Annotated in this window: 18 protein-coding genes; all 18 read right to left on the reverse strand. The window is 46.7% G+C overall.

Going from position 1 to position 20,877, the window contains the following annotated elements; translation table 11 throughout:
- Window positions 1–12: 12 nt before the first annotated feature.
- The 18 genes from QL234_RS15390 to tssA all read right to left on the reverse strand — a co-directional run bounded on the left by QL234_RS15390 (window position 13) and on the right by tssA (window position 20,672).
- Complete coding sequence (locus tag QL234_RS15390; protein ID WP_281558706.1) at window positions 13–432, reverse strand: hypothetical protein; 420 nt, start codon at window positions 430–432, stop codon at window positions 13–15.
- Window positions 433–588: 156 nt separating this feature from the next.
- Window positions 589–1,677, reverse strand: a complete 1,089-nt coding sequence (locus QL234_RS15395) for a hypothetical protein (RefSeq protein ID WP_281558707.1) — start codon at window positions 1,675–1,677, stop codon at window positions 589–591.
- A complete protein-coding gene (locus tag QL234_RS15400) occupies window positions 1,677–3,002 on the reverse strand; it encodes a hypothetical protein (RefSeq protein ID WP_281558708.1) in 1,326 nt (441 codons plus the stop codon). The genes QL234_RS15395 and QL234_RS15400 overlap by 1 nt, the downstream gene beginning before the upstream one ends.
- Before the next feature lie 64 nt (window positions 3,003–3,066).
- Window positions 3,067–3,360, reverse strand: a complete 294-nt coding sequence (locus QL234_RS15405) for a PAAR domain-containing protein (protein WP_281558709.1) — start codon at window positions 3,358–3,360, stop codon at window positions 3,067–3,069.
- 162 nt (window positions 3,361–3,522) lie between these two features.
- Window positions 3,523–3,792 (reverse strand): hypothetical protein, encoded by a 270-nt coding sequence (locus QL234_RS15410; RefSeq protein ID WP_281558710.1) that lies wholly within the window; start codon window positions 3,790–3,792, stop codon window positions 3,523–3,525.
- Window positions 3,793–3,921: 129 nt separating this feature from the next.
- The gene (locus QL234_RS15415) at window positions 3,922–4,401 is read right to left on the reverse strand and encodes a hypothetical protein (protein WP_281558711.1); all 480 of its coding nucleotides are present in this window, start codon (window positions 4,399–4,401) and stop codon (window positions 3,922–3,924) included.
- Between the two features lie 8 nt (window positions 4,402–4,409).
- On the reverse strand, window positions 4,410–5,825 hold the full coding sequence (locus QL234_RS15420) for a hypothetical protein (protein WP_281558712.1): 1,416 nt from the start codon (window positions 5,823–5,825) through the stop codon (window positions 4,410–4,412).
- 27 nt (window positions 5,826–5,852) lie between these two features.
- On the reverse strand, window positions 5,853–7,688 hold the full coding sequence (locus QL234_RS15425) for a type VI secretion system tip protein VgrG (RefSeq protein ID WP_281558713.1): 1,836 nt from the start codon (window positions 7,686–7,688) through the stop codon (window positions 5,853–5,855).
- 90 nt (window positions 7,689–7,778) lie between these two features.
- Window positions 7,779–8,258 (reverse strand): type VI secretion system tube protein Hcp, encoded by a 480-nt coding sequence (locus QL234_RS15430; RefSeq protein WP_044831486.1) that lies wholly within the window; start codon window positions 8,256–8,258, stop codon window positions 7,779–7,781.
- A gap of 442 nt (window positions 8,259–8,700) precedes the next feature.
- The gene (gene tssH, locus QL234_RS15435; RefSeq protein WP_281558714.1) at window positions 8,701–11,319 is read right to left on the reverse strand and encodes a type VI secretion system ATPase TssH; all 2,619 of its coding nucleotides are present in this window, start codon (window positions 11,317–11,319) and stop codon (window positions 8,701–8,703) included.
- Between the two features lie 55 nt (window positions 11,320–11,374).
- The gene (gene tssG, locus QL234_RS15440; protein WP_281558715.1) at window positions 11,375–12,397 is read right to left on the reverse strand and encodes a type VI secretion system baseplate subunit TssG; all 1,023 of its coding nucleotides are present in this window, start codon (window positions 12,395–12,397) and stop codon (window positions 11,375–11,377) included.
- Window positions 12,394–14,226: a type VI secretion system baseplate subunit TssF gene (gene tssF / locus QL234_RS15445; protein ID WP_281558716.1), complete on the reverse strand. Its 1,833-nt coding sequence runs from the start codon at window positions 14,224–14,226 to the stop codon at window positions 12,394–12,396. The genes tssG and tssF overlap by 4 nt, the downstream gene beginning before the upstream one ends.
- A gap of 88 nt (window positions 14,227–14,314) precedes the next feature.
- Window positions 14,315–14,806 (reverse strand): type VI secretion system baseplate subunit TssE, encoded by a 492-nt coding sequence (gene tssE / locus QL234_RS15450; RefSeq protein WP_044831484.1) that lies wholly within the window; start codon window positions 14,804–14,806, stop codon window positions 14,315–14,317.
- A 63-nt stretch (window positions 14,807–14,869) separates the two neighbouring features.
- The gene (locus tag QL234_RS15455) at window positions 14,870–15,676 is read right to left on the reverse strand and encodes a type VI secretion system accessory protein TagJ (protein WP_281558717.1); all 807 of its coding nucleotides are present in this window, start codon (window positions 15,674–15,676) and stop codon (window positions 14,870–14,872) included.
- Between the two features lie 14 nt (window positions 15,677–15,690).
- Window positions 15,691–17,271 (reverse strand): type VI secretion system contractile sheath large subunit, encoded by a 1,581-nt coding sequence (tssC, locus tag QL234_RS15460; RefSeq protein WP_281558718.1) that lies wholly within the window; start codon window positions 17,269–17,271, stop codon window positions 15,691–15,693.
- Between the two features lie 122 nt (window positions 17,272–17,393).
- On the reverse strand, window positions 17,394–18,887 hold the full coding sequence (tssC, locus tag QL234_RS15465) for a type VI secretion system contractile sheath large subunit (protein WP_281558719.1): 1,494 nt from the start codon (window positions 18,885–18,887) through the stop codon (window positions 17,394–17,396).
- Entirely contained in the window at window positions 18,884–19,390 is a 507-nt protein-coding gene (gene tssB / locus QL234_RS15470; protein WP_281558720.1) for a type VI secretion system contractile sheath small subunit, read from the reverse strand. Before tssB ends, tssC (QL234_RS15465) begins: the two co-directional genes overlap by 4 nt.
- A gap of 163 nt (window positions 19,391–19,553) precedes the next feature.
- Window positions 19,554–20,672, reverse strand: coding sequence for a type VI secretion system protein TssA (gene tssA / locus QL234_RS15475; RefSeq protein ID WP_281558721.1), 1,119 nt, complete (start codon window positions 20,670–20,672; stop codon window positions 19,554–19,556).
- Window positions 20,673–20,877 lie beyond the last annotated feature (205 nt).

Consider the following 20,877-nt stretch of genomic DNA (forward strand, 5'->3'; position numbering starts at 1 on the left):
TAAGGCAAGTATTTATGCTTCATCTTCAGCACCATTAGCATTTAACTCCTCTTCCAACCCTTTCAGTCCATTAACAATATCCACCAGAGTGCCGACACCTGCCCCGTCGGGATCGTAGTTGTTTTGCTCAAACTCGTTTTTTGATGCATTTATGCAGGTGATAAATTTTGCAATTAAGGCGTTATCATCACAGCTGCCCAAGACCTCATCCAGGCGGTACTGTGCAAAAGCCACGGCGCGATACACCAGGCTTTGATTGTTATGACCCGAGGTCGAATAAATACCAGCTCCCACTATTTCAGCATTGTTAGCTTCAATAGCCACCAGCAAGTGATGAATTTTGGCTATTAATTCAGGGCTATTACCGACTTCAGGCACAGCATTCTCTTCGACCCCGATAAACAGTGCTTTCATTTTGGCAAACAGCTTCATAGACAATAATATCTCCACTTTCGATGATATATTGAACTAATGGATTGAATATCTCACACTTTTTGATAAATACATATAGCAATAGAAGATAAGCCAAGTTAATAGCAGGTCATATACCTGTCAGTCACGGCCAAAAACACCTGGCCACTTAGCTCATCAGGAGGGCTGCTGATTGCTCTCTGTCTCTTGCCAGGAATAAAGAGCCAGTCCCTGATACAAAGACTGTGACTGTTCAAGCTGTACTACCTTGCCAACCAACTCCTGCTGCTCAAAGCCGTTATACAGATGAAGTAAATTATATAAGCCGGTAACGCAACCTAGCTCTCCAGTAAATAAGGCACTCTGGGTAATGCTCGCCCGTTCCTCAAGACACGGCGCCAGCCTCAAATAAGCATCTAACCAGGGTTGAGATAAAGTTTCGTCGCCATTTCCGGGCAAGTATAAGTGAGTAACTTTTTCTTCTTGCCCAGCTAACTCCTGCGAGACTTTTAAAAACAAACTTTCAACACCCAAAGAACGCTGATGTATGCTGGTGCTTTCCTGTGCTAGTAAATCAATTGCTATGCCCTGCTGATTTGCAGGCTTGATACAAGTGAATATCGCCCCTTCAGAAGGCACTATGCCGCTGTCACATTCGGCGGTGATCAGTTGCTTCTCCCGTGCCAGGGCATTAAGTTCATGATAGAGACTGTCTACGGCGATAAAACAAACCCCGGGAACTTTGGCTTTAGTACCGCTCTCTCCCCCACCTTCGACCACATGACCATTTAACAATTCAGCCATCGAAGTTAATGCCATAGGCAATGCCGCCCGGCCAAAAGGGAAAAACTGACTAAGTTCATGGTTAAATAAACTGGGAAACGTTTTTTTTAACCGCCCGCCCCAAACAAGTAAATGCTGATTTTCTTCATCGGGTTTTTCCTGGTTTGGCAAAGGCTGGTGTGACAACTCGGGCAAAAGCCAAAACACCGGCATTTGGTTATAAGGGCTCGTGCCACTATCCTGATTTTCTTTGCTAATTTTGGCTAACAGCTGCATAAGAAGCCCTTCAATACGCTCAAGTTTATTGCCAACCGTTAATATTGGCGCTTCATCGGGCAAGGAACAAAATGCAGAAACCACCTGCTGGCCATATTCAAGCTTTGAGTAAGACGTTTTTGCCGGCAGTTTATCCAGGAGCAAGGCTTTATCAAGGTCAGTTTCTCCGCCAAGTAAAATGTGTGAGTGCTCGAGAATATAACTCATCAGCCGGCCACCGATAGATAATGTGAAACTCTTTGCTGCGGAGATAAAACCTTTTGGTGCAAGCTGGCATAACGGCAATGTAATAAACTGCCCTGTACGAATGTCGTTTCAATATTGTCTAAAGTTATCGGCAGGCCATTAAACAATCGAGCGGGAACCTCCTTTTTTGCCGACATTTGCTCCCTTGCCTGTTCCGAGTCAACTTCACTTCCTCCTTGCTGCTTCTCTGGAGCCTGCTCCACTGTTAATAGCTGTTGCCAACAACCAAGAATTTTCGCACCGTAATAACTTAAATCCGTTAACCTTTGCGCTTCATCGCTTGCAAACTGGATAGCTAATGGAATGAATTGATCCAGCTTATCTCCCAACATTAAACGCAGGGCAGTATAGGCTTGTTGGGTGTATCCTGATTTTTGCAAATAGCGGGCGAGAAAAGGAATGAACTTACTGTAACCGCTCAGCGCCATAGCAAAAATTAAAAACTCCTCCAGGCTTTGTTTATTATCCTCTACTTGAATACAGTCAGGCGTAGAGACATTATCCTGCGAACTACTTAACTGGTTAACCACCCGGGTTAAAGAGGCTTCATCCAACGAAACAATAAATATTTCAAAAAGATGAGTGTTTAGGCATTCATATTCAACAAAGTCCTTTAATAATATCAGCGGATCATTTTCAGTTTGATTCGCTCTTTTGGACATCTCAATTTGAGGAGTGGCGGCAGTTAACAAAACTCTCAGATACAAACGGCTTAAAGGCGCCTGTTTTTTTATATAACTTTCCAGTTCGTTATCATCCGAAAAAGCTTCATTTTCTCCCTTATCAACGGCAAAGGATAAGGTTTTCATTAAGGTATTGTGATAATAGCCCGCCAACAAACAAACATGATAGGCCTCAGCATTGCCTTTGGCTAAAACAAACGGTAAAAATGACTCTTGCTCATTAGTAACACCCAGTGCCAGGTGCAATTGACTCGCCATCAGTTGAAGTATGTGCTCCTTACATTGCACTAATGCACTAATGACCTCAGCAGTTAACGCCTGCTGTCGAGACAACATCAGCTGTAACAACAGTAATAAATCATCAGCTTCAAACCTGGTATTTTCCCTGATAGCTTCAACCAGTTCAGCAGCATTTTCTGTCTGAAACAAAACCAGCTGAGTATCATCTTCTGCCCCGTTATTTTTTACCTTTTTTAGTAAACGCAGACAGGCTGTCAGCGATCGACTATTCTCATCCAGGTTTTGCTGGTAGCTATAAAAGGTTTGGTGAATGGCTCGCCTTTGCGCCAGTAATTCGTCAAGATATAAACTTATCTCTTTCATCACATCCGTGTGCTTGTTTTATATGATTTATATTGCCCTAGAAGATAACCGAAACAACAAATATTCAGTCACCGATTAATACCGTAGGGTTGCCGACTAATATAGTCCCGCCATGAGCCGTACTGTCACCCACCCGGGCAGCAGGTTTGCCATTAATACTGACACTTCCCGATCCGGCATTAATGGTATCCGGCGGGCCAACACATACGGCTTTATCTCCTTTGCGGGCAGCAGGTAAGCCACCGATTTTTACATTCGGAGAACCAACGATTACCGGCCCGCCAACATGGGGCACAGGACCGGGGTTAACCTTAGGACAAGCATGAAAACTGGTAACTATTGCTGCAGGCATTCCCATTTTCTTCCCTCAATACAATACTTAGCTACTTAATTAATCTGTTTAGTCTTGTTAAGCATCAACTACCAACAAAAATTTATTACCGATGGAGAGATTTTAAGTATCTAAAAAACATAATCTCACCTGTTTATCCAAGTTTCATCAAGTCATATGATTGACGAGTTATACCGTCAAACCTTCAACTAAATTTGCAAATCGTCCATAACAATTGAAAAGAGCCATATCATTTGAAAGTGGGCTTTCAAGCATGAACCTTTCAAGTTTTATGCTTCCAATGGGCCGATACTGATTCATTTTGTCGACCTTATCAAAGTAAGGTTTAAGTGCATCAAGTACTATTTCTGCATCTTCACAACTTTTTTTAGCTTCAATTAGTAATTTTTCAACTAAAGCTCGTTCTTCTTTTAGTTTAATCAATATGTCGTCTGGCATTAAATGACCTTAAATATTTTTCGGTTCAAAGAAGCTACTTTATTGGTAACAAAGGCTTGAGTAATTCTCCCTCATAATGAACATCAAATACTGCAAGTTTACTTTAATAAACAAGTATATCTTCTTTACTCATACACTCTTCATCGCCTGAAGTAATTTTTTATCCTTTAAGGTGTAATAAGGAATGGCAATAGATGAAAACTTTGAGCGTCTATGTGGTCTGGAGTAATTTTTTATGGTGATCCCAGGTTCAAATTCCTTAAGGCAATTTGGGGTAAACCTTATTTTTAAATCTTCACCGCCAACGGTATTTTTATAATGTAAAACATCCACAGGCGCTCCACCCTGGCTAGGCTTTTTCCAAAATTTATTTTCGATAATATCTACCAGCCAAGAGAGTGAAGATAAAGGTACTGTGAATTCATTTAAACTATAGCCAGGTTCATCTTCATCCCGAAAGCCTGTACTCAGATAGGGATCTTTAGATAAAAAAATAGCTTCATGACTATTTGTGATCAAATATATTTTCTCACCAGGATTAAATGCGTCAAAGATTTCAATGATAATTTTATAGCCAACAGGTAAATTATTCGTATTTAAGAAAGACATAATTTCTCCTAAGCAATCGATTTAGCGGGAATACGAAGAATAGCGCCGCGAGCTTCTAATTCATTCATAGTTTCTGGGGACTTTTCAAAGATAATAGTTTCTAAAGTGCCGTGTTGTCCCTTGGCAAGGTAACCTGACTCACCTTTAGTTTTGGTTAAGCCATCCCCGGAGAAATGCTCATTAGTACCTATTTCCATGGTATATTCATGACGAGCCATAAAGGCATCATAATCTTGATCATTAGTAAATCTTTTTTCAGCATATGGTACAAGTTGTTTCGAATCATACAAATGCCCTCCTTTTGCTTTGTAATCACTAATATCATCAGCATATTGCTGACTATATTCTGGTTTCATTACCGTTTGTAAAGTTTCCTCTGAAAAGTCTTCTGAAAACTCAGCTTGTCCAAGTGCAGCAGTATTTTCATAAGTAGGAATGAAGGCCAAGGCACCATCTTGTTTAAAGTACTCCCCTTGATCAATAATGATTATTTCCCATTCGGCCTTATCATCCCACGTCATGCCGTTAAGATCATTAAGCAACTTGGGATCTGTATCACCGTTTTCCATCTGATCAAAGGTCGTGATCCAAGTAGTCGTTCTACCTGAATCTCTTTTATAGCCAACAGGTTGATCCCCTGCTTTTATCTTTTGCAAAGTCACCACAAACCTTGATGTTATTCTGTCTTGCGCTACTAATGCTTCAAGCTCAGCCTGGGAATACTTAGGTTGATATTCTCCTGTGGCGATTAATCGCTCTCTTGCCTGTTCCAACCTTTGCTTCACCTCTTCAAGTGATGTCGCTTCCGCCTCAACAGATGCTTCTGAGGAGATTCTTGCTGCCAGCTCTTTATTGTCCGGCTCTGTTTTTACCCGGGCATCTCCTGCCTGAACATTTGATGATCCACTATCACTAATTTCTGATGAGTTGATCGCCGTTTGCTTTGAAGTCTTAGCGCTTTGACTTACTCCCTGCCCACTTCCTTCTTCCAACACCAAATTGTTATTTTTTGCGCTACTTGATGACGATGATTCCTTGCCCCAATGACCGCTATAAGTCATTCTCGGCTCATCCATCTCAAAAATCAGCAAGTCGCGATTAAGCAAGCTATCCACCAGGTACCTTATGGCCTGTGCTTCGCTAAAACGCGACAGGCTTTGCTCATCCCCAAGCAGATAAGACATCAAGCGGCTGATAATATCCAAGGGGTTTTTCCATTGGTGCAGGGTCGTTAAAAATTGGCGGGCATAATATTCATCGGCGTAACATTGCATCATAGGTAATCCCAACAGCGGCTCGTCCGGCTTATCTGCGGCTTTACAGGCCAGGTACTGATAGCCGAAGTTGCAATAAAGATAATGCCCTTTGCAAAAATGTCCGTTGCGGCCAACGCCGGGATATTTAAGCAGGTCCATTAATGCCATTCCTTGTTCCATCCTTGAAACCACCTGTTAATTCAACTTGATCTGCGCAGCTTTTAACGCAATGGTAGTGCCGTTGACTTTCACATCTGTGCCTTTAATCTCTATGCTGCCGCCGCTGTTCATGGTGATGGAGGCGCTGCCGGTTTTAAAGATTATTTCACTGCCGGCCTCAATGTTGAGTACTTTACCCACATGTAAGGTATCGTCCTCGCCTATTTCACTAAGCCTGTTTTTACCGACTTTTAAGTTATTGTCGCTGACAACCTCTGTGACCCTGTTATTGCCGATACTGTCTTTTTGATCATTTTTTACCTTAAGCTCATGGTCTTTTTCCGCCTGGAAAAACAGCAGCTCTTTGCCTTTGTCATCTTCAAAGCGTACTTCGTTAAAATTATCCGCCCCGCCCTGCTTAGTGCTGTGGCTTTTAATGCCGCTCTGGGTTTTCTTGGCCGGTAAGGCATAAGGAGGCATTAAATCGGCGTTATAGACAGCGCCGCTGATAATGGGCTGGTCGGGATCGCCGTTGATAAAGTCCACCAAAACTTCCTGGCCGACCCGGGGAAAGAAGAACGCCCCCCATTTATTACCCGCCCAGTTTTGCGCCACGCGAATCCAGCAAGAGCTTTCGCCGTTAAATTTTCCTTCCCGGTCCCAGTGAAACTGTACTTTGACCCGGCCATATTTATCGATGTGCTGCTCGTCACCGGCATCGCCGGTCACCACCGCGGTTTGCACGCCGTTTATCACCGGCTTGGTAAATTTCAATGATGGCCGATAGGGGGTATCTTTGGGGACACAGTCAAAGTCATTACTGTATACGGCAATGGCGCTGCTTTGGTTGGCTCCCGACTGGTTCGGCTGGGTGGCATTGACCCGCATCCGGGTCAGCAGATAACTTTTACCTTTATAACGGGCATCTTCATGATCGGCAAAGGTAAAGAATTTACCGACGGCAAAGCTGCGGCAATCCCCCTGACCGACGGCCAGGTGCATGTCTTTTTGCAACGCTTCCAGGCGCACATTGGCAGAGGGCTGCGCCCTTTTATTAAACTCTGACTCGCCAAGATATTCATAAACTTCATAATTTTGTTGTGATGGCAGACTGGCATCGAGTTTGTTACCGGCGGGAAAGAGTCCCGGCTGCTCAAAGTCATAACCTTTTTGCGCATAGCCGCCGCTGACCATGCCAAGGCCCCCCTGCCAGTGGCCGATATGGGGCTGGGCCAGATGGCCGGAGAAACACCTGACTTTATCTTCGGCGCATTTTTTATAGGCGGTGATATCGTCCGCCAATACCAGGGTATGGCAGCTGTCGCTGTGTTCGAAAAAATAAAAAATGCCTTCTTGCTGCAATAAACGGCTGATAAAGTCAAAATCGCTTTCATGATATTGCACACAGTAATCGTATTTTGGGTAGGTTTTAGTGGTTTTATCGCTAAAATCCACCTGGTGCTGGCCGAATAGATCGGCGACAATTTCCTGTACCGACAGGTTTTGATAAATGCGGCAGTTGCTGCGTTTGACCATCAAAGACACACTTGGCACCACCACAGCACGATAATCGATATAATCCTGTGCCACCTCGCTGTCTGAGGTGCGCATGCCTAAAGATTCCAAATGAGAGACAACGCCGTGAAAATAGCGCATATCCCCGCCGCCTTCGGCATTTCTCAATGAGATACAGACCTTTTTCCCCACCAGATCTTTTAGGGCAATCTTAGTGCCTACGGTAAACATCATTACCTGATAGCTAAAGGGATGCGACATGCTTTCTTCTGCCGCAAACCGGGTTAAGTAAAGCACATCCTTACCCAAAGGTGTGTCGATACTGATGACATTATTTTCTTGCGTAGCCTTTTGCATTCCTTGCCTCTATACCTGTAGCCAACATCAAAGGAAAAGCCCCGGAAACTTTTTAGGGAGAAAGCCCGGGGCCATCAGCATGTATAAAACTTACATTTGCTGACCTTTAACACCACTGTAGCCGTAAACCAGCGGCGCAGTGACATTGTTTTTATCGTCTGTCGGAGTAACCGTCATCATCATTTCGGTGTAGCTGATGGTGATGCTTTCGGTGGGTCTGTCTGCCTGAATCGACACACTGTAGTTGGAAATCATGGCATCGGTGAGTTCGATTTTCATGATTTCTTCGATTTTATCTCCTTGTTTGGTGATATGAAAAACCGCTTTTTTGCCTTTACCTATGGTGGCTTCCTTGAACAAGTCAGGAGAGGCGCTGTCTTGCAACTTAGTGATCACCACATCACCCAAACGGGTGGCGCTGGCTTCACGGTCTTGTGCAGTACCTGTATGAGCGGAGAGTTCACGGGTCACATTCCAGTCAACAGACTTAATGGTGATCAAGTCCTTGTAGCCTTCAGCCGTGGCTTCGCCTTTTATTCCTTCATAGTCCAGGTAGGTATTTGCTTGCATGTTCAATGCTCCTTTTGCATGTTTTTTTATCCTTTATGGATAAGCTAAGTTAAGTTTGAAGTACTTCAAACCCGTTCAATATGAACTTAATTTCCTTATTCCCGCTTACTGCAAACTTCCAACGTGTAGATAAGTATTCTTTTTCGCTTTACGAAAGTGGCCAGGCAAAAAGTTAACCGGCTTTAACCCGTAAAAATTAGCCTAAGGCCGTTAACATTACTACTTGAATATAATGAAATTATACTAAAGTAGTATCGACAACCCCGGTTAACGCCAGCAGTGCAGACAAACCAAACTCCAGCATGCCTTGATACTGTTTTCCCGGGGTATGTCGGTTAATGCCAGTGCCCATAACACTGCTATGGGCTCTGGCACTTACTTGCCCTTATTGCTTAACGTTATGCTATCAAGCCTTAAGGACAAGCAAATTTATCCTGCTTCCTTATAATTTATAATTAAATTCCCCGCCCTTGATATTCACCTTCACCGAAGTTGTGACTTCATTACCGGTCATTTTTTCTAATATTCTTACCGACAACTCAGGCAGCAGGGTATTTTGCAAAATATTATGGATATTACGCGCCCCCGAGCCAGCATCCCGGCACATGCCGACAATTTTCTCAACCACCTGATGGCTGTATTCAAACTTGGCCTGGTAATGTTTTTCCAATCGCTGTGCAACCCGCGCCAACTGAAGCTCGGTAATATCGGTGAGCATGTCACGGCTTAGCGGAATATAAGGAATAACATTTACCCGGCCTAAAAACGCCGGTTTAAAGTGCCCGAGCAAATCATCCTGTATCGCTTTGCCCAGCCCTGTGGGTGAAGGGGCGGTATTTTCATCGGCAAATAACTCCATGGTGGTCTCTGTGCCAACATTTGAGGTCATAATGATAATGGTGTTTTTAAAATCAATATCCCGGCCTTCACCGTCTTTAATGGTGCCTTTATCAAACACCTGATAGAAAATATCCTGCACCCCGGGATGGGATTTTTCCATTTCATCGAGCAAGATCACGCTATAGGGCTTACGGCGCACCGCTTCGGTTAATATCCCGCCTTCGCCGTAACCGACATAACCCGGAGGTGAGCCCAGCAGCAGGGAAACCTTATGTTCTTCTTTAAACTCCGACATATTGATCACGGTCACATTATCTTCACTGCCGTAAACCTGCTCCGCCAGGGCCAGGGCAGTTTCGGTTTTACCGACCCCGCTGGGGCCGCTGAGCAGAAACACGCCGTTGGGACGCTTTTCATCCCCGAGCTGGGCGCGCGAGGTTTGTACCGTTTTCGCAATCAGCGCTAGGGCATGATCCTGCCCGACAATGCGCCCGGCCAGGTTTTGCTGTAAGGCTAAAATGGTGGCAATTTCATCGTGCTGCATTTTCCCGACAGGAATACCGGTCCAGTCGGCGATCACTTCCGCCACCAGCTGTTCATCTACCTGATAAAACACCATGGGCTGCTTGTTTTCTGCCAGGGTGGCTTTTAACTGATTAAGCTCGGTCACTAAGTCCGGCGTATTTTTCTGCTCATCCTGTAATTCCAGAGTCAGACTGGTAATTTTTTCCACCAGATCCCGCTCGCTTTGCCAAAGGGATGTTAACGAGGTTAACTCCTCCCGGGCATCGCTTAGTTCCTGCTCCAGGTCGGTGATGGCTTGCTTATGGTCAACGCCGGTTTTCGCTTCCCTGTTGAGCAAACTGATTTGCGTTTCCAGCTGCTGGGTCTTGCGCTGCAGGTTTTCTATCGGCCCCGGGGTCGATGCCTGGCTCATGGCCACCCGGGCACAGGCGGTATCGAGTAAACTCACCGCCTTGTCCGGTAACTGCCGGCCGCTGATATAACGATGTGATAAACTTACCGCGGCGTTAAGAGCTTTGTCGGTAATAAAAATCTGATGATGATTTTCCATCACCGGCAATAAGCCGCGCATCATCACCACAGCGGCTCCTTCACTCGGCTCTTCAATTTTTACCACCTGGAAACGACGGCTAAGAGCAGCGTCTTTTTCAAAATATTTTTTATATTCCGCCCAGGTCGTGGCAGCAATGGTGCGTAATTCCCCCCTGGCCAGGGCAGGTTTTAATAAGTTGGCGGCATCGTTTTGTCCCGCCGCCCCGCCGCTGCCAATCATGGTATGGGCTTCGTCAATAAATAAAATAATCGGTGTCGGCGAGGCTTTCACCTCGCTGATCAGTGACTTAAGCCGGTTCTCAAATTCCCCCTTCATGCCTGCGCCAGCCTGTAGCAGGGCCAGATCCAGCACCCGGATGCTGACATATTTTAAAGCATCCGGCACATCCTGCTCGGCGATTTTTAACGCTAAACCTTCCACCACGGCGGTTTTACCGACCCCGGCTTCGCCGGTTAAAATCGGGTTGTTCTGGCGGCGCCGGGTGAGAATATCCACCATCTGGCGGATCTCATTATTCCGCCCCAGGATAGGATCAACTTTCCCCGCTTTGGCCAGCGCGGTAAGATCTTGGGTAAACTGATTTAATCCCGGGGTGTTCTGTGAACCGCCCAGGCCTGCATTTTCTTGCTGCGCTAACGGCGTGCCACCCTGTGCGGTAAGGCCCGACTCTTCAGATTTGGCGGCCAATTGCGGCCAGGCATGTAATAGCTGCGCCGGGTCAATATTCGTGAGTTCTCCACCGGAGCGGGAAATTAACGCCGTTAAGCTGTCATCATTGAGCAAGGTATAAATCACATAAGCAGAGCGGATCTGGCTGTCGTTAAATTCTATGCTGGTATTAAGCCAGGTCTGGCGCAGCAAATTAACGATATGCGGGGATAAACTCGGCGCAGCACTGTTACCGGTTTTCAGCTTTTCCAGCCCCTGGCGTAACTGCCCCAGCAAGCGCTCTTTTTCCACAGAAAAACTTGCCAGGATCAAGCTTAAATCACCGGCATCCTGCTCCAACATGGCCAGCAGCCAATGCTCCATTTCCACCGTAAACTGACTGCGGCTATGGCAAATACCCGCCGCGGCTTCCAGCGATTGGCGGCATACGGGGTTAAGTTTCTCCACCAGTTTATTCAAGGTCATGGCTGACATAAATATTAGTCCTTTAATTTATTATCAAAAAGCTTTGTATCCCCTGACCTGCCTATCAGGACAAGGATAAGGTACAAGGCTTGTTCTCTTTTTCCACACGGCTTAATAAACCACAGCCCATGCCCAGAGGCACACCGGCCCCTGATAACTGTGCCGGCGGCACATCCCGCTGTTTAATATGCAGCAGAATTTTCACTTTAACGGCATTACCCAGATAGCGCTTTATCACTTGTTTTACCAATTCCGCGCTACTTTCACCGGGTAAAAAATCCTTCACCTCCTGCCCGGCCTCCGGGGTGAGGTGAATGGCAATAGAAGAATTAATATCCCATACCCGGCTACCGATACTGGCATCAAGACCTAAACGGGCATACTGGCCTTCCGGTTGTTGACGGGAACCTAGCCGTGTTTGTTCACTGCCCGGCAGGTATTGCCATTTTCCCTGAAATTGTTCGATGCGCACTTTCGCGCGGGTAAATTCCGACAATATTTGCTGCAAACCGTCGCTGCTGCGAATTTTTTTACTGAAAAGTCCGGCATAATATTGATTAAAACCCTCACCGCCGCTTAAACGGGCCAATACCTGGCTGAAGGGATCTGATTGACTTTTGTCATTGTTTTTAGTGCCATTTTCCCCCTGATAATTCGCATTCTGGAAATTAATGGCAAAACGGTATTTTTCCCAGGCCCGGTAAAACAGGGAAATCAGCCTGTGGTTAAAAACATCATAAAAGTCGCGCATACCGGTATCTTTAAATTTCAGCCGCTGCAAAATAAGCTCGCTGTAATGGCGGGGTAAGATCCCGCTCGGGCCGGTCAAGCCCATAAAAGAAACCAGCATATCGACACTGATATTATCTTGCTCGTCGGTGCCCGCCTGTTTTATTGCCGCTATCGCCTGCCCGGGGAAACCCAGATGCTGCTCCGACTTAAAACGGATCAGCTCATGTTTTGGCAAACTATCAAAACCGACTTTCCTAAACTGCTGCTTTTCCCCCGTCAGCTGGCGCTGCAGGATATATACCGCCTGGTAGAAGTCAAAAGCAGCAGGATCTTTAATTAACGCATCTATGCTCATAACAGCGGCCTCCTGCCGGCCCTGCTTGGCCAGGTGTGATATATGCCTTCCTGCTCCTTAAAGCGCACACTTAAACGGGTAAAGCTGTTGATTGCCGCATACTGGGCAAAGAAATGGTCCAGTATGGTACAAAAGAAAAATACCCCGCTGCCGCCATAGTGATCCCCGGCAAAAACCAGCTCAATCTCGCTGCCGTTGCAAAAACTGATGCGCCCTTGCTGGTTCACCCTGGCGGTGGCGCTGGTGATGGTAACGCCGGTAATATTTTCAATCAGGGTTTTATTTTCCGGCGAACTTTTAAAGTCATAAAGCTTCAATGTTTCTTTTAATGTCTTTAAGGCATCCGGTCCGCTAAAATGCTCCAGCGATAAATGGCTGACCAGCTGCCAGCGACTGGCATCATCAAGTGCCGCCCTTACCGGCATGGTCGGCGCCGACAGGCATTTCACCTGCTTGATAATATCCGCCCTTGACGGCACAAACATTTTCGGTTCATCGGTGCCAAACGGCAAGTGGGCGGGTAAGTTACGGTTGCTACACAGCGCGTTGATACTCAACAACCAGGTGCCGTATTCATCCGGGGCAGTGAAACCTTTAAATTCATGGTCCACCAAAGACAGGAAGACTTCCGTGCCCTGCTCGGCAAAGCCCCCGGCCCAGCTCGACGCCTGGCGGTTGATATGCCAGAACATACGGTTTTGATCTAAATAGGCGGGATGGGTTTCGCCGTAAAAAGGGCTGATACTGACCTTATTGTCTTTAGGATCGTAAGCCGTAACTTCGCCGATATTAATAATTTCCGCCACTTCGGCATCAAGATACCTGGGGGCAAGTTTATATTCATATAAACTCGGCTCCAGCCTGACCGGTTCCAGCTCCTGTTCAAATAAATTAATTACCGGGGTACAGCCAAGTAAAAAATGACCGGCCCCCACCTGTTTTTCCAGATCTTCCGAGCCTTGCTTTAAATAAAAATAGATATCCCATTTATCTTCAATCCCGGCCCAGGAGCTGTCCAATTCATCCAGTTCAAAAAATAAGAATTTTTCCGGAAAAATAAAGTTTTCCACCAATAAGCGATAGCCGGACAAGGTGCGCTGGCTGTATGGGATGACCTTGTGCTCATCATCAAACCCCACGGCCTTAATATGCCTTGGCTGCAAATATTTAGCCTGCTCTATTTGCCCTGACGGCACTATGGCCAGGCCAAGGCAATGCTCGAATAACAGCTGGTATAACAACAAACTCTGGTGGGGCTGGCCGTTAAGGTAAAAACGCAAGCGCTTGACCCCCAAACCGGGCATAGACACTTCTTCAAATTCCGTGGCCAGGGAAAGTTTGATCACCGCTTTGGGCTGTTGCTGCCAGACAGGCTCAGGAGCAGTAAAAGGCGCATTTTGAAAACTGGCTTGCTGCACTTCCAGCGGCCAGAGTTCAGTATCGTAACAAGTGCGAAAATGACAGGTTTTCATGCCCTCGACCCGGGTATCTACCTTAGTGCCTTGGGGCAGGGTAATGCCCGTGGTAGAGACATTTTCGGTGATCATTTTAATCACCGTCATCGAAGGGATCGGCGCCTGATAATCCGGATAGAGCTGGCCGAGCAGCGCCTGGGTTAATTCCGGAAAACTGTCGTCTAATTTTTGCCGGATTTGCGCCGTCAGCAAAGAGAAGGCTTCAATAAGCCTGGAAACATGCGGGTCTTCCACCTGCTCGTCACTTAATCGCAGCCGTCCCGCCAGTTTAGGATATTTACTGGCAAACTCAGCCCCCATATGACGGATAAAGGCCAATTCACGGTTGTAATATTTCAGCAAGTCTTCGTTCAAAATACCATCCTTTGCACTTTTACCTTTAACTTCACTTTCAACACCTAGCTTCTGCTTTTACCTTCAAAGAAAAGAAAACAAAAACAACTTACAGCTGAGTTTCCTGTACTTTCATGCCTAAGTTCACCGGCTCTACCTCGGAATCAAAGCTGATATATTCCGGCTCGGGGTCGGCATATAACAGGGCATTGATACGCAACCTCAAAATACGGTCCAGCGGCTGCTCGTTATCCACGGTTTCCACTTCCACTTCGATAAAGCGCGGCTCAAACCTTTTAATGGCATCCGCTACTTTCTGACATAATAATTGCCGCCCTTCCAGGCTGCCCACCGCCATACTGGAAAAGTCCTGCAGGCCATAGTTCACCAAAGAGTTATCCAATTCCCGGTAACATTCCGGCCAGGTTTGCCAAGGCACTTTAGCATTAAGCAAATTTTCCAGATCTCGCCTGACATTGGCACGGATCTGCTCTAAGCTGACACCTCTGTGCCCTTCCCTGATATCCGGCTGCTCGGGGTTGTCATCGATAAGTTTATCCAGCAAGGACACTTCAATGGCTTGCCGGTTATATTGACTCATAGCGACCTCCCGCTAAATTGGGCAGCTTTTTCCTGCCTTTTTCTCTGCCAAGCTCCCGGCACATTATTCGGCTTCGCCCTCAAGGGAGACGCAGTTGATGTGGTTCACCTCTGATATTGCCATTGCCTTATCATCTACAAACCACATTTTCTGCCCTGCCCCCCGCGACACTTCCGGCGCCAGTTGTTGCCAGTCGGTTTCGCGGCCAAGCTTTTGCTTATCGGTTACACTGTTGGCGTAAACCAGCGGCAGATAAGCTTCACCGCTGGGGCCGCCTTTAATGCTTAAATCAACCCGGCGCCATACCTGTTCAAGCAATGAAGACACCGGCTTGAAATGGAGATAATCCAGCTCGGCTAACTGGGCGATATAAAACTTGCCGTCGGTGCCGAAAATTTCGATAAAGCCCCCTAAGGTATCATCAAGATCCCTGACAATTTTTCTGCTGCTGTCATTAATCTTGACCCGGGTATCCGGCCTGCTGCGCTCGAGCTGCTCACAAACCTGCTGCAACGCTTCCCCTTCCTGTCCCTGGTTGATTTCCAGGTTCAGCTTCATAAAGGCCTCCAGATATTCATCTCTTTCGTTAAAGAGATTAGGCACCCCTTGCCCCTGTAGAAAGTCCTGGCGCTCCTGTGCCGCACGGATCAGCAAACGCAGGTTTGAAGCGCCGACAATAAGATCAGGATGTTTTTGTACCATGGCATTGATCAACTGGTCCGCCCGTTCCAGTTCACCATTAATGCACAACAGCTCCACCAGGGCACTTTTAAGATCAACATTGAGAGGGTCATCGCGCAACTGGGTTTCAATATGGCTGATGACGTCTGTTAAACGCCCCTGCTGCAACATGCTTTTTATTTCTTTCATTCATCTTCCTTAAACTAGTGTTTAGGCGTTAATTCGGTCACCAACTTGATACTGGACACCATTTGATCCAGCTGAAAATGCGGCTGCAACTGGATAACGGAATAATAATGGCCGGGTTTACCCGGCATTTCTTTCACCTTGATTTTTGCGCTGTGCAGCGGATATTTGCTGCGTACTTCATAGGAGGCAGAATCCGAGCCCGTGGTGTATTGGTGCAGCCAGGTTTGCAGTTCCTGCTCACACAGGCGGGCAGAATGATAAGAGCCGATTTTTTCCCGCCCCAGTACTTTTAAGTAATGGGCAAACCTGGAGACACATAAAATATATTGCAGCATGGCCGATAATTTCGCATTTACGCAGGCGGGCAAAGAGTCAAACTGTTGCGGTTTTTGCACCGAGGCATTGGAGTAAAACACTAAATGTTCACTGCCGGGCACAGCAGAAAGCGGAATAAAACCCAGATCTGATAGTGCCTTTTCTGCCCGGTCTCCCACCAGCAAATTCACCGACGGCTTAGGACTGTTCTGATATAAGTCGGTTTCATAACGGCACAGGGGTAAGTCGCACACCAGGCCTTTTTTCTTTTCCCCCGGCACCATGCCGCGGATCTGCCCGAACCAGCCGGACTCGCTAAAAGCGCGGATAAGCACGCCGGCAAAAGCAAACGCGGCATTCCCCCATAAATGATCTTGCTGGGCATTGATGATACTTTCTTTAAACTTAAAACCTTCACTGCGACTACCGTCGGAAAGATAAGGTGCCCGCATTAAAACATAGGGTAAGGTCAAGCCGAGAAAACGGGCTTCGTCCATGTTCCTTAACGTATGCCACTTGAGGTATTCATCCTCGCCGAAGAAATGACTGAAGTCACTGTGGCCGGCGAGATCGGAAAAATCATCGGCGCCAAAAAATGACGGCTGCACCGAAGTGATAAAAGGCGCAAACGCCGCGGCACAACAGCGGGCAATATCTTTGAGTACATCAATGTCATGGCTGGCGCTTGTCTGGGAGCTACTAAAACCATTGCCCACGCCGCTTCCTACATCATTAGGGGCTCTGTTGCTATGGCGGATGTGATAGTTTCCTATGATCACCCCGAAAGGTTCGCCGCCTGACATATCATACTCATTGTTGTAAACCAGTTTGAAAAACTCACTTTGATCGAACTCAATCGCCTTATTAATATCTTTACTCAACACCTGCCAGCTACAATCGAGTAGCTTGATTTTTACTTTTTTCCCCTTATCAAATGTCGCTTTTTGCCCGGTGACATATGCTAAACTGCGCCAGGCAGCCTCCAGCGCCTGAAACCTTGGATGGTGGAGAATACTGTTGATCTGCTGCTCTAATTGCCTGTCTATTTCATTGATGGCTTTAAGCAGTACAGGCAAGACATGCTTTTTATCAAAACGGGTGAGTTTTTCTGCAGCATTTTCCAACCACAATAATAAAGATTTAAGGGTATCGGTTTCGCGTAGAAAACGCTCCAGCAACTGTTTGTTCTTTAATTTTTCCCCACGCACAGACACGGCTCCAGACACAGGGGCCTGCTGAAATATTTCATCGTCAACAAATGAAATGCTGTCCACCGTCATAGTTAACATCTGTCCTTAATGCCAAAGGGCTAAACAAGAATACATAATCAAAGCAGCGCTAAAGCTGGTGTTAAGCTGCTAAAGGGGAAAGCCCGAGCCTCCCCCTCCACTCACTTAATGACTTAGCCCACGCTGGGGATCTTGGCGACTAAACGCAAGGAGGCGGTAAGCTCTTCCATTTGCAGCCAGGGACGCAACCAGGCCACAGCATTGTAGGAGCCTGGCTGGCCGGGGATTTCCTTGACCTGAACCTTGGCATCCGCTAGCGGGTATTTCGCCCGAATTTCCTGTCCGCCGCCCTCGGAAGCATTAACAAAGGATAAAATCCAGCGGTTAAGCCAGGACTCGACATCTTCGGCTTCCATAAAGCTGCCGATTTTATCCCGCGCCATCACTTTTAAATAATGAGCAAAACGCGAAGTTGCCATCAGATAAGGCAAGCGTGCGGAAATCGCGGCATTGGCGGTGGCATCGTGACTGTCGTAGACCTTAGGCTTCTGACAGGACTGGGAGCCGAAAAATACCGCATAATCGGTATGTTTATAATGACACAGCGGCAGGAACCCCAGCTTACTAAGTTCGGCTTCACGGCGGTCGGTAATGCCGATTTCGGTGGGACACATCAGATCCGGATCACCATCGTCACTGGTAAAAACATGGGCCGGTAAACCTTCAACCTTGCCGCCACCTTCCGCGCCGCGAATGGCGGTACAAAAACCGTACTGGCTAAAGGCCTGGGCCATATTGGTGGCCATGGCATAAGCGGCATTCATCCAGCAGTAGTCATCATGGGCCGTGGTTACCGAGCGGGTGCCGGTTTCATCCAGTTCAAACTCTTCAAAGCTGAATTCTTCCACCACTTTGGTTGCCTGGCCGTAAGGTAAACGGGCCAGTACCCTGGGCATGGTCAGGGTCACAAAACGCGAATCATCGCTGTCCCTGAACGAACGCCATTTGGTGTATTCCAGCGATTCAAAAACTTTTTCCAGATCTCTGGGTTTACTTAATTCGGTCCAGTCGTCAAAGCCAAACAGGGAAGCACCGGAAGCAGAGATAAAGGGGCAAAAACCGGCAGCAGCAACGTTTGACATTAATGACAGGGTTTCAATATCTTCCGGGTGGTTGGTAAATTCATAGTCACCCACCAGGGCGCCATAAGGCTCTCCCCCCGGGGTGCCAAATTCGGCTTCATAAATCTTTTTAAAGATCTGGCTTTGGTCAAACTCCACCGCCTTGCTCAGGTCTTTGTGTAATTCTTTTTTACTCAGGCTCATCATGCGAATTTTTAAGGTCGCATTGGTTTCTGAGTTTTGCACCGTATGGTTAAGGCCGCGCCAACTGCCTTCGAGTTTTTGAAATTCATCATGGTGCATAATTTTCGAGAGCTGCTTGGAAATGGTTTCATCAATCACCTTGATCGCCTGGTTAAAGGTCACTGTCAGGTTTTTATTCCATTTTACCGTGCCTTTTAACGCTTCCTCGGTTAATGAACGGATCAGCTCCTCAGCCCTTGAACTGTCGGTTTGTTTGGTGGCATCTATCGCCTGTCCCAGGATAGATAAGCTTTCACCACTTTGGCTGCCTTCCTGGCTGAGTGTTTCGGTTTCTGCAGTCATTCCTGGTCCCCTTTAAGATCAAGTTCATCCGCCAGCTGATCTAAGCTTGTGGTATTGCTCAGGACATCTTCGAGAATATTTTCAAGGTCTTCGGATCTGTCTACCTTGGTCATCAGATCCCTGAGTTTATTTCTGGTATCCATGAGTTTTTTCAAAGGCTCAACCTGGTTGACGATTGCCGCCGGTTCAAAGTCCTGCAGCGAATTAAAACTTAGCGCAACTTTTAACTGGGAATTTTCCTCTTCACTCAGGGTATTATCCACGGCAATGTCGAGCGTCGGATTCATCTTTTTGAGAATATCATCAAAATTATCGCGGTCGATTTGCACAAAACGCCTGTCCTTAAGGGGTTTTAGATCTTGGGTATTATGACCACTAAAATCTCCGGCGACCCCGATAACAAAAGGCAATTCTTTTTTCACTACGGCTCCCTCGGTTTCCACATCATAGGTGATGTGGACCCGGGGCTTTCGAACCCTTTTTAATTTGTCATGTATACCCATGTGAGCTCCTTTATGTCACTAACTTTTACTAACTTATGTTACTAAACCAGGTACAACACAAGGCACTACAAACTACGCACTAAACCTGCACTTTATTGCTTTTTCTTCTTTGCTTTTCTTCTCAGATATTCTTTAAATTTTCTTTTTACTCTGCCCGCCAGGATCACTCATCAATTTTGATCCCTGATAACTTAAAGAAACCATTACGGGCTTCACCATCGACAATCAGCTCCTGAAGCAATTCGGGTAAACTCAGTTCACTCCAGCGGATCACTTGCTCTATGGCATAAGACATAGGGGAATGGGGCTCGGTTTTACGGAAAAATTCGGCAATATGATCTAGATTTTTAATCGCCTGCTCCCGGCTATTAAGTTGTTCAAGCGCACAAGCAGCGGCAGCAATGTCCAGCGGACTGACATTAGCTTCCTCTTTATTGGTCGAGATTTCTTGCTCGGGATCTACATCATCGGCTGCTGCCTGGCTGAGAATATCTTTAGCAATGCTTTTGATGTGGTTGGCACAACCGGCCAGGGTTTTACTGATATAACTGGTGGGTTGCGGCTCTCCTGCCATGGCGCTGTCCATGACTGATGATAAACGCTCGAAAGCCGAGACCGCCGCATCGACATCCCGGTTTAACTTCAGATAGAAATCTGCCGGGGTTTCCTTGATACTCAGTTGCACCGCTTCTAAAGACACGGCACCGGCTTCAAAACGTTTTTGCTGTTTTTCACTGTCGAGGCGATCCACTTCAAGCGCCTGTTCATATTGCCAGCTGGCAAAAGGCTCTTCACTGCTACCTTGGCTGATCAAAATGGCTTTGATCGGCTGGATCAGCGAGCCTTCGCTTTCAATGCCGTTAAGGCCGATAAGAGGGGCAAGGCGCTCGGAAAGATCGGTTGGATCCGGGGTCGGATAAAGATCCTGCCAATAACGTTCTATCAGTTCGGCGCCAAGATTAAAGCCAAAAGCCAGGCCTTCAAAACCATGTAAGCGGCATAAGGCTTCGATCAACCAGGCGACAAATTCAAGATCTTTACCTGAGGTTTTTAATGCCGGCGGCACCTGCTCTAAAACAGGCCGCCACTCTCCCGCCAGGGATAATAAACTTTCATCATCTACCAGGGCATTTCGCTCTTTCGCCCGGGCGCTATTGCGTATGTCTTTGAGCAGATAATAAGCTGAGGTTGGGGAAACATCCGCACGGGGATCTGTTCCGGTTGGAGCAGTATCCGAGATCGGTTGAATAAATTCGTCAAGTACAAGAGTCAGGGGATTCAAACTTATATTCATCCTTGAATAATCAATAGTTTGGCCAACCGCTTTTAAGCCAGGTGTAAAATCAGGTTTTCAAATAATAAAACTTGCTACAAATTATGCTCTTCAAATAGGGTTTTCTAAATATACATCCGATTATATTTTGACCTAGTTTAGCCTAAGTCACCTTAACAATACAGGGGAAATTTTTCCCCTGTTGCCAGGCGTT

Origin of the sequence: Thalassomonas sp. RHCl1 (assembly GCF_947387555.1) — a bacterium.
Taxonomy (GTDB): Bacteria; Pseudomonadota; Gammaproteobacteria; order Enterobacterales; family Alteromonadaceae; genus Thalassomonas.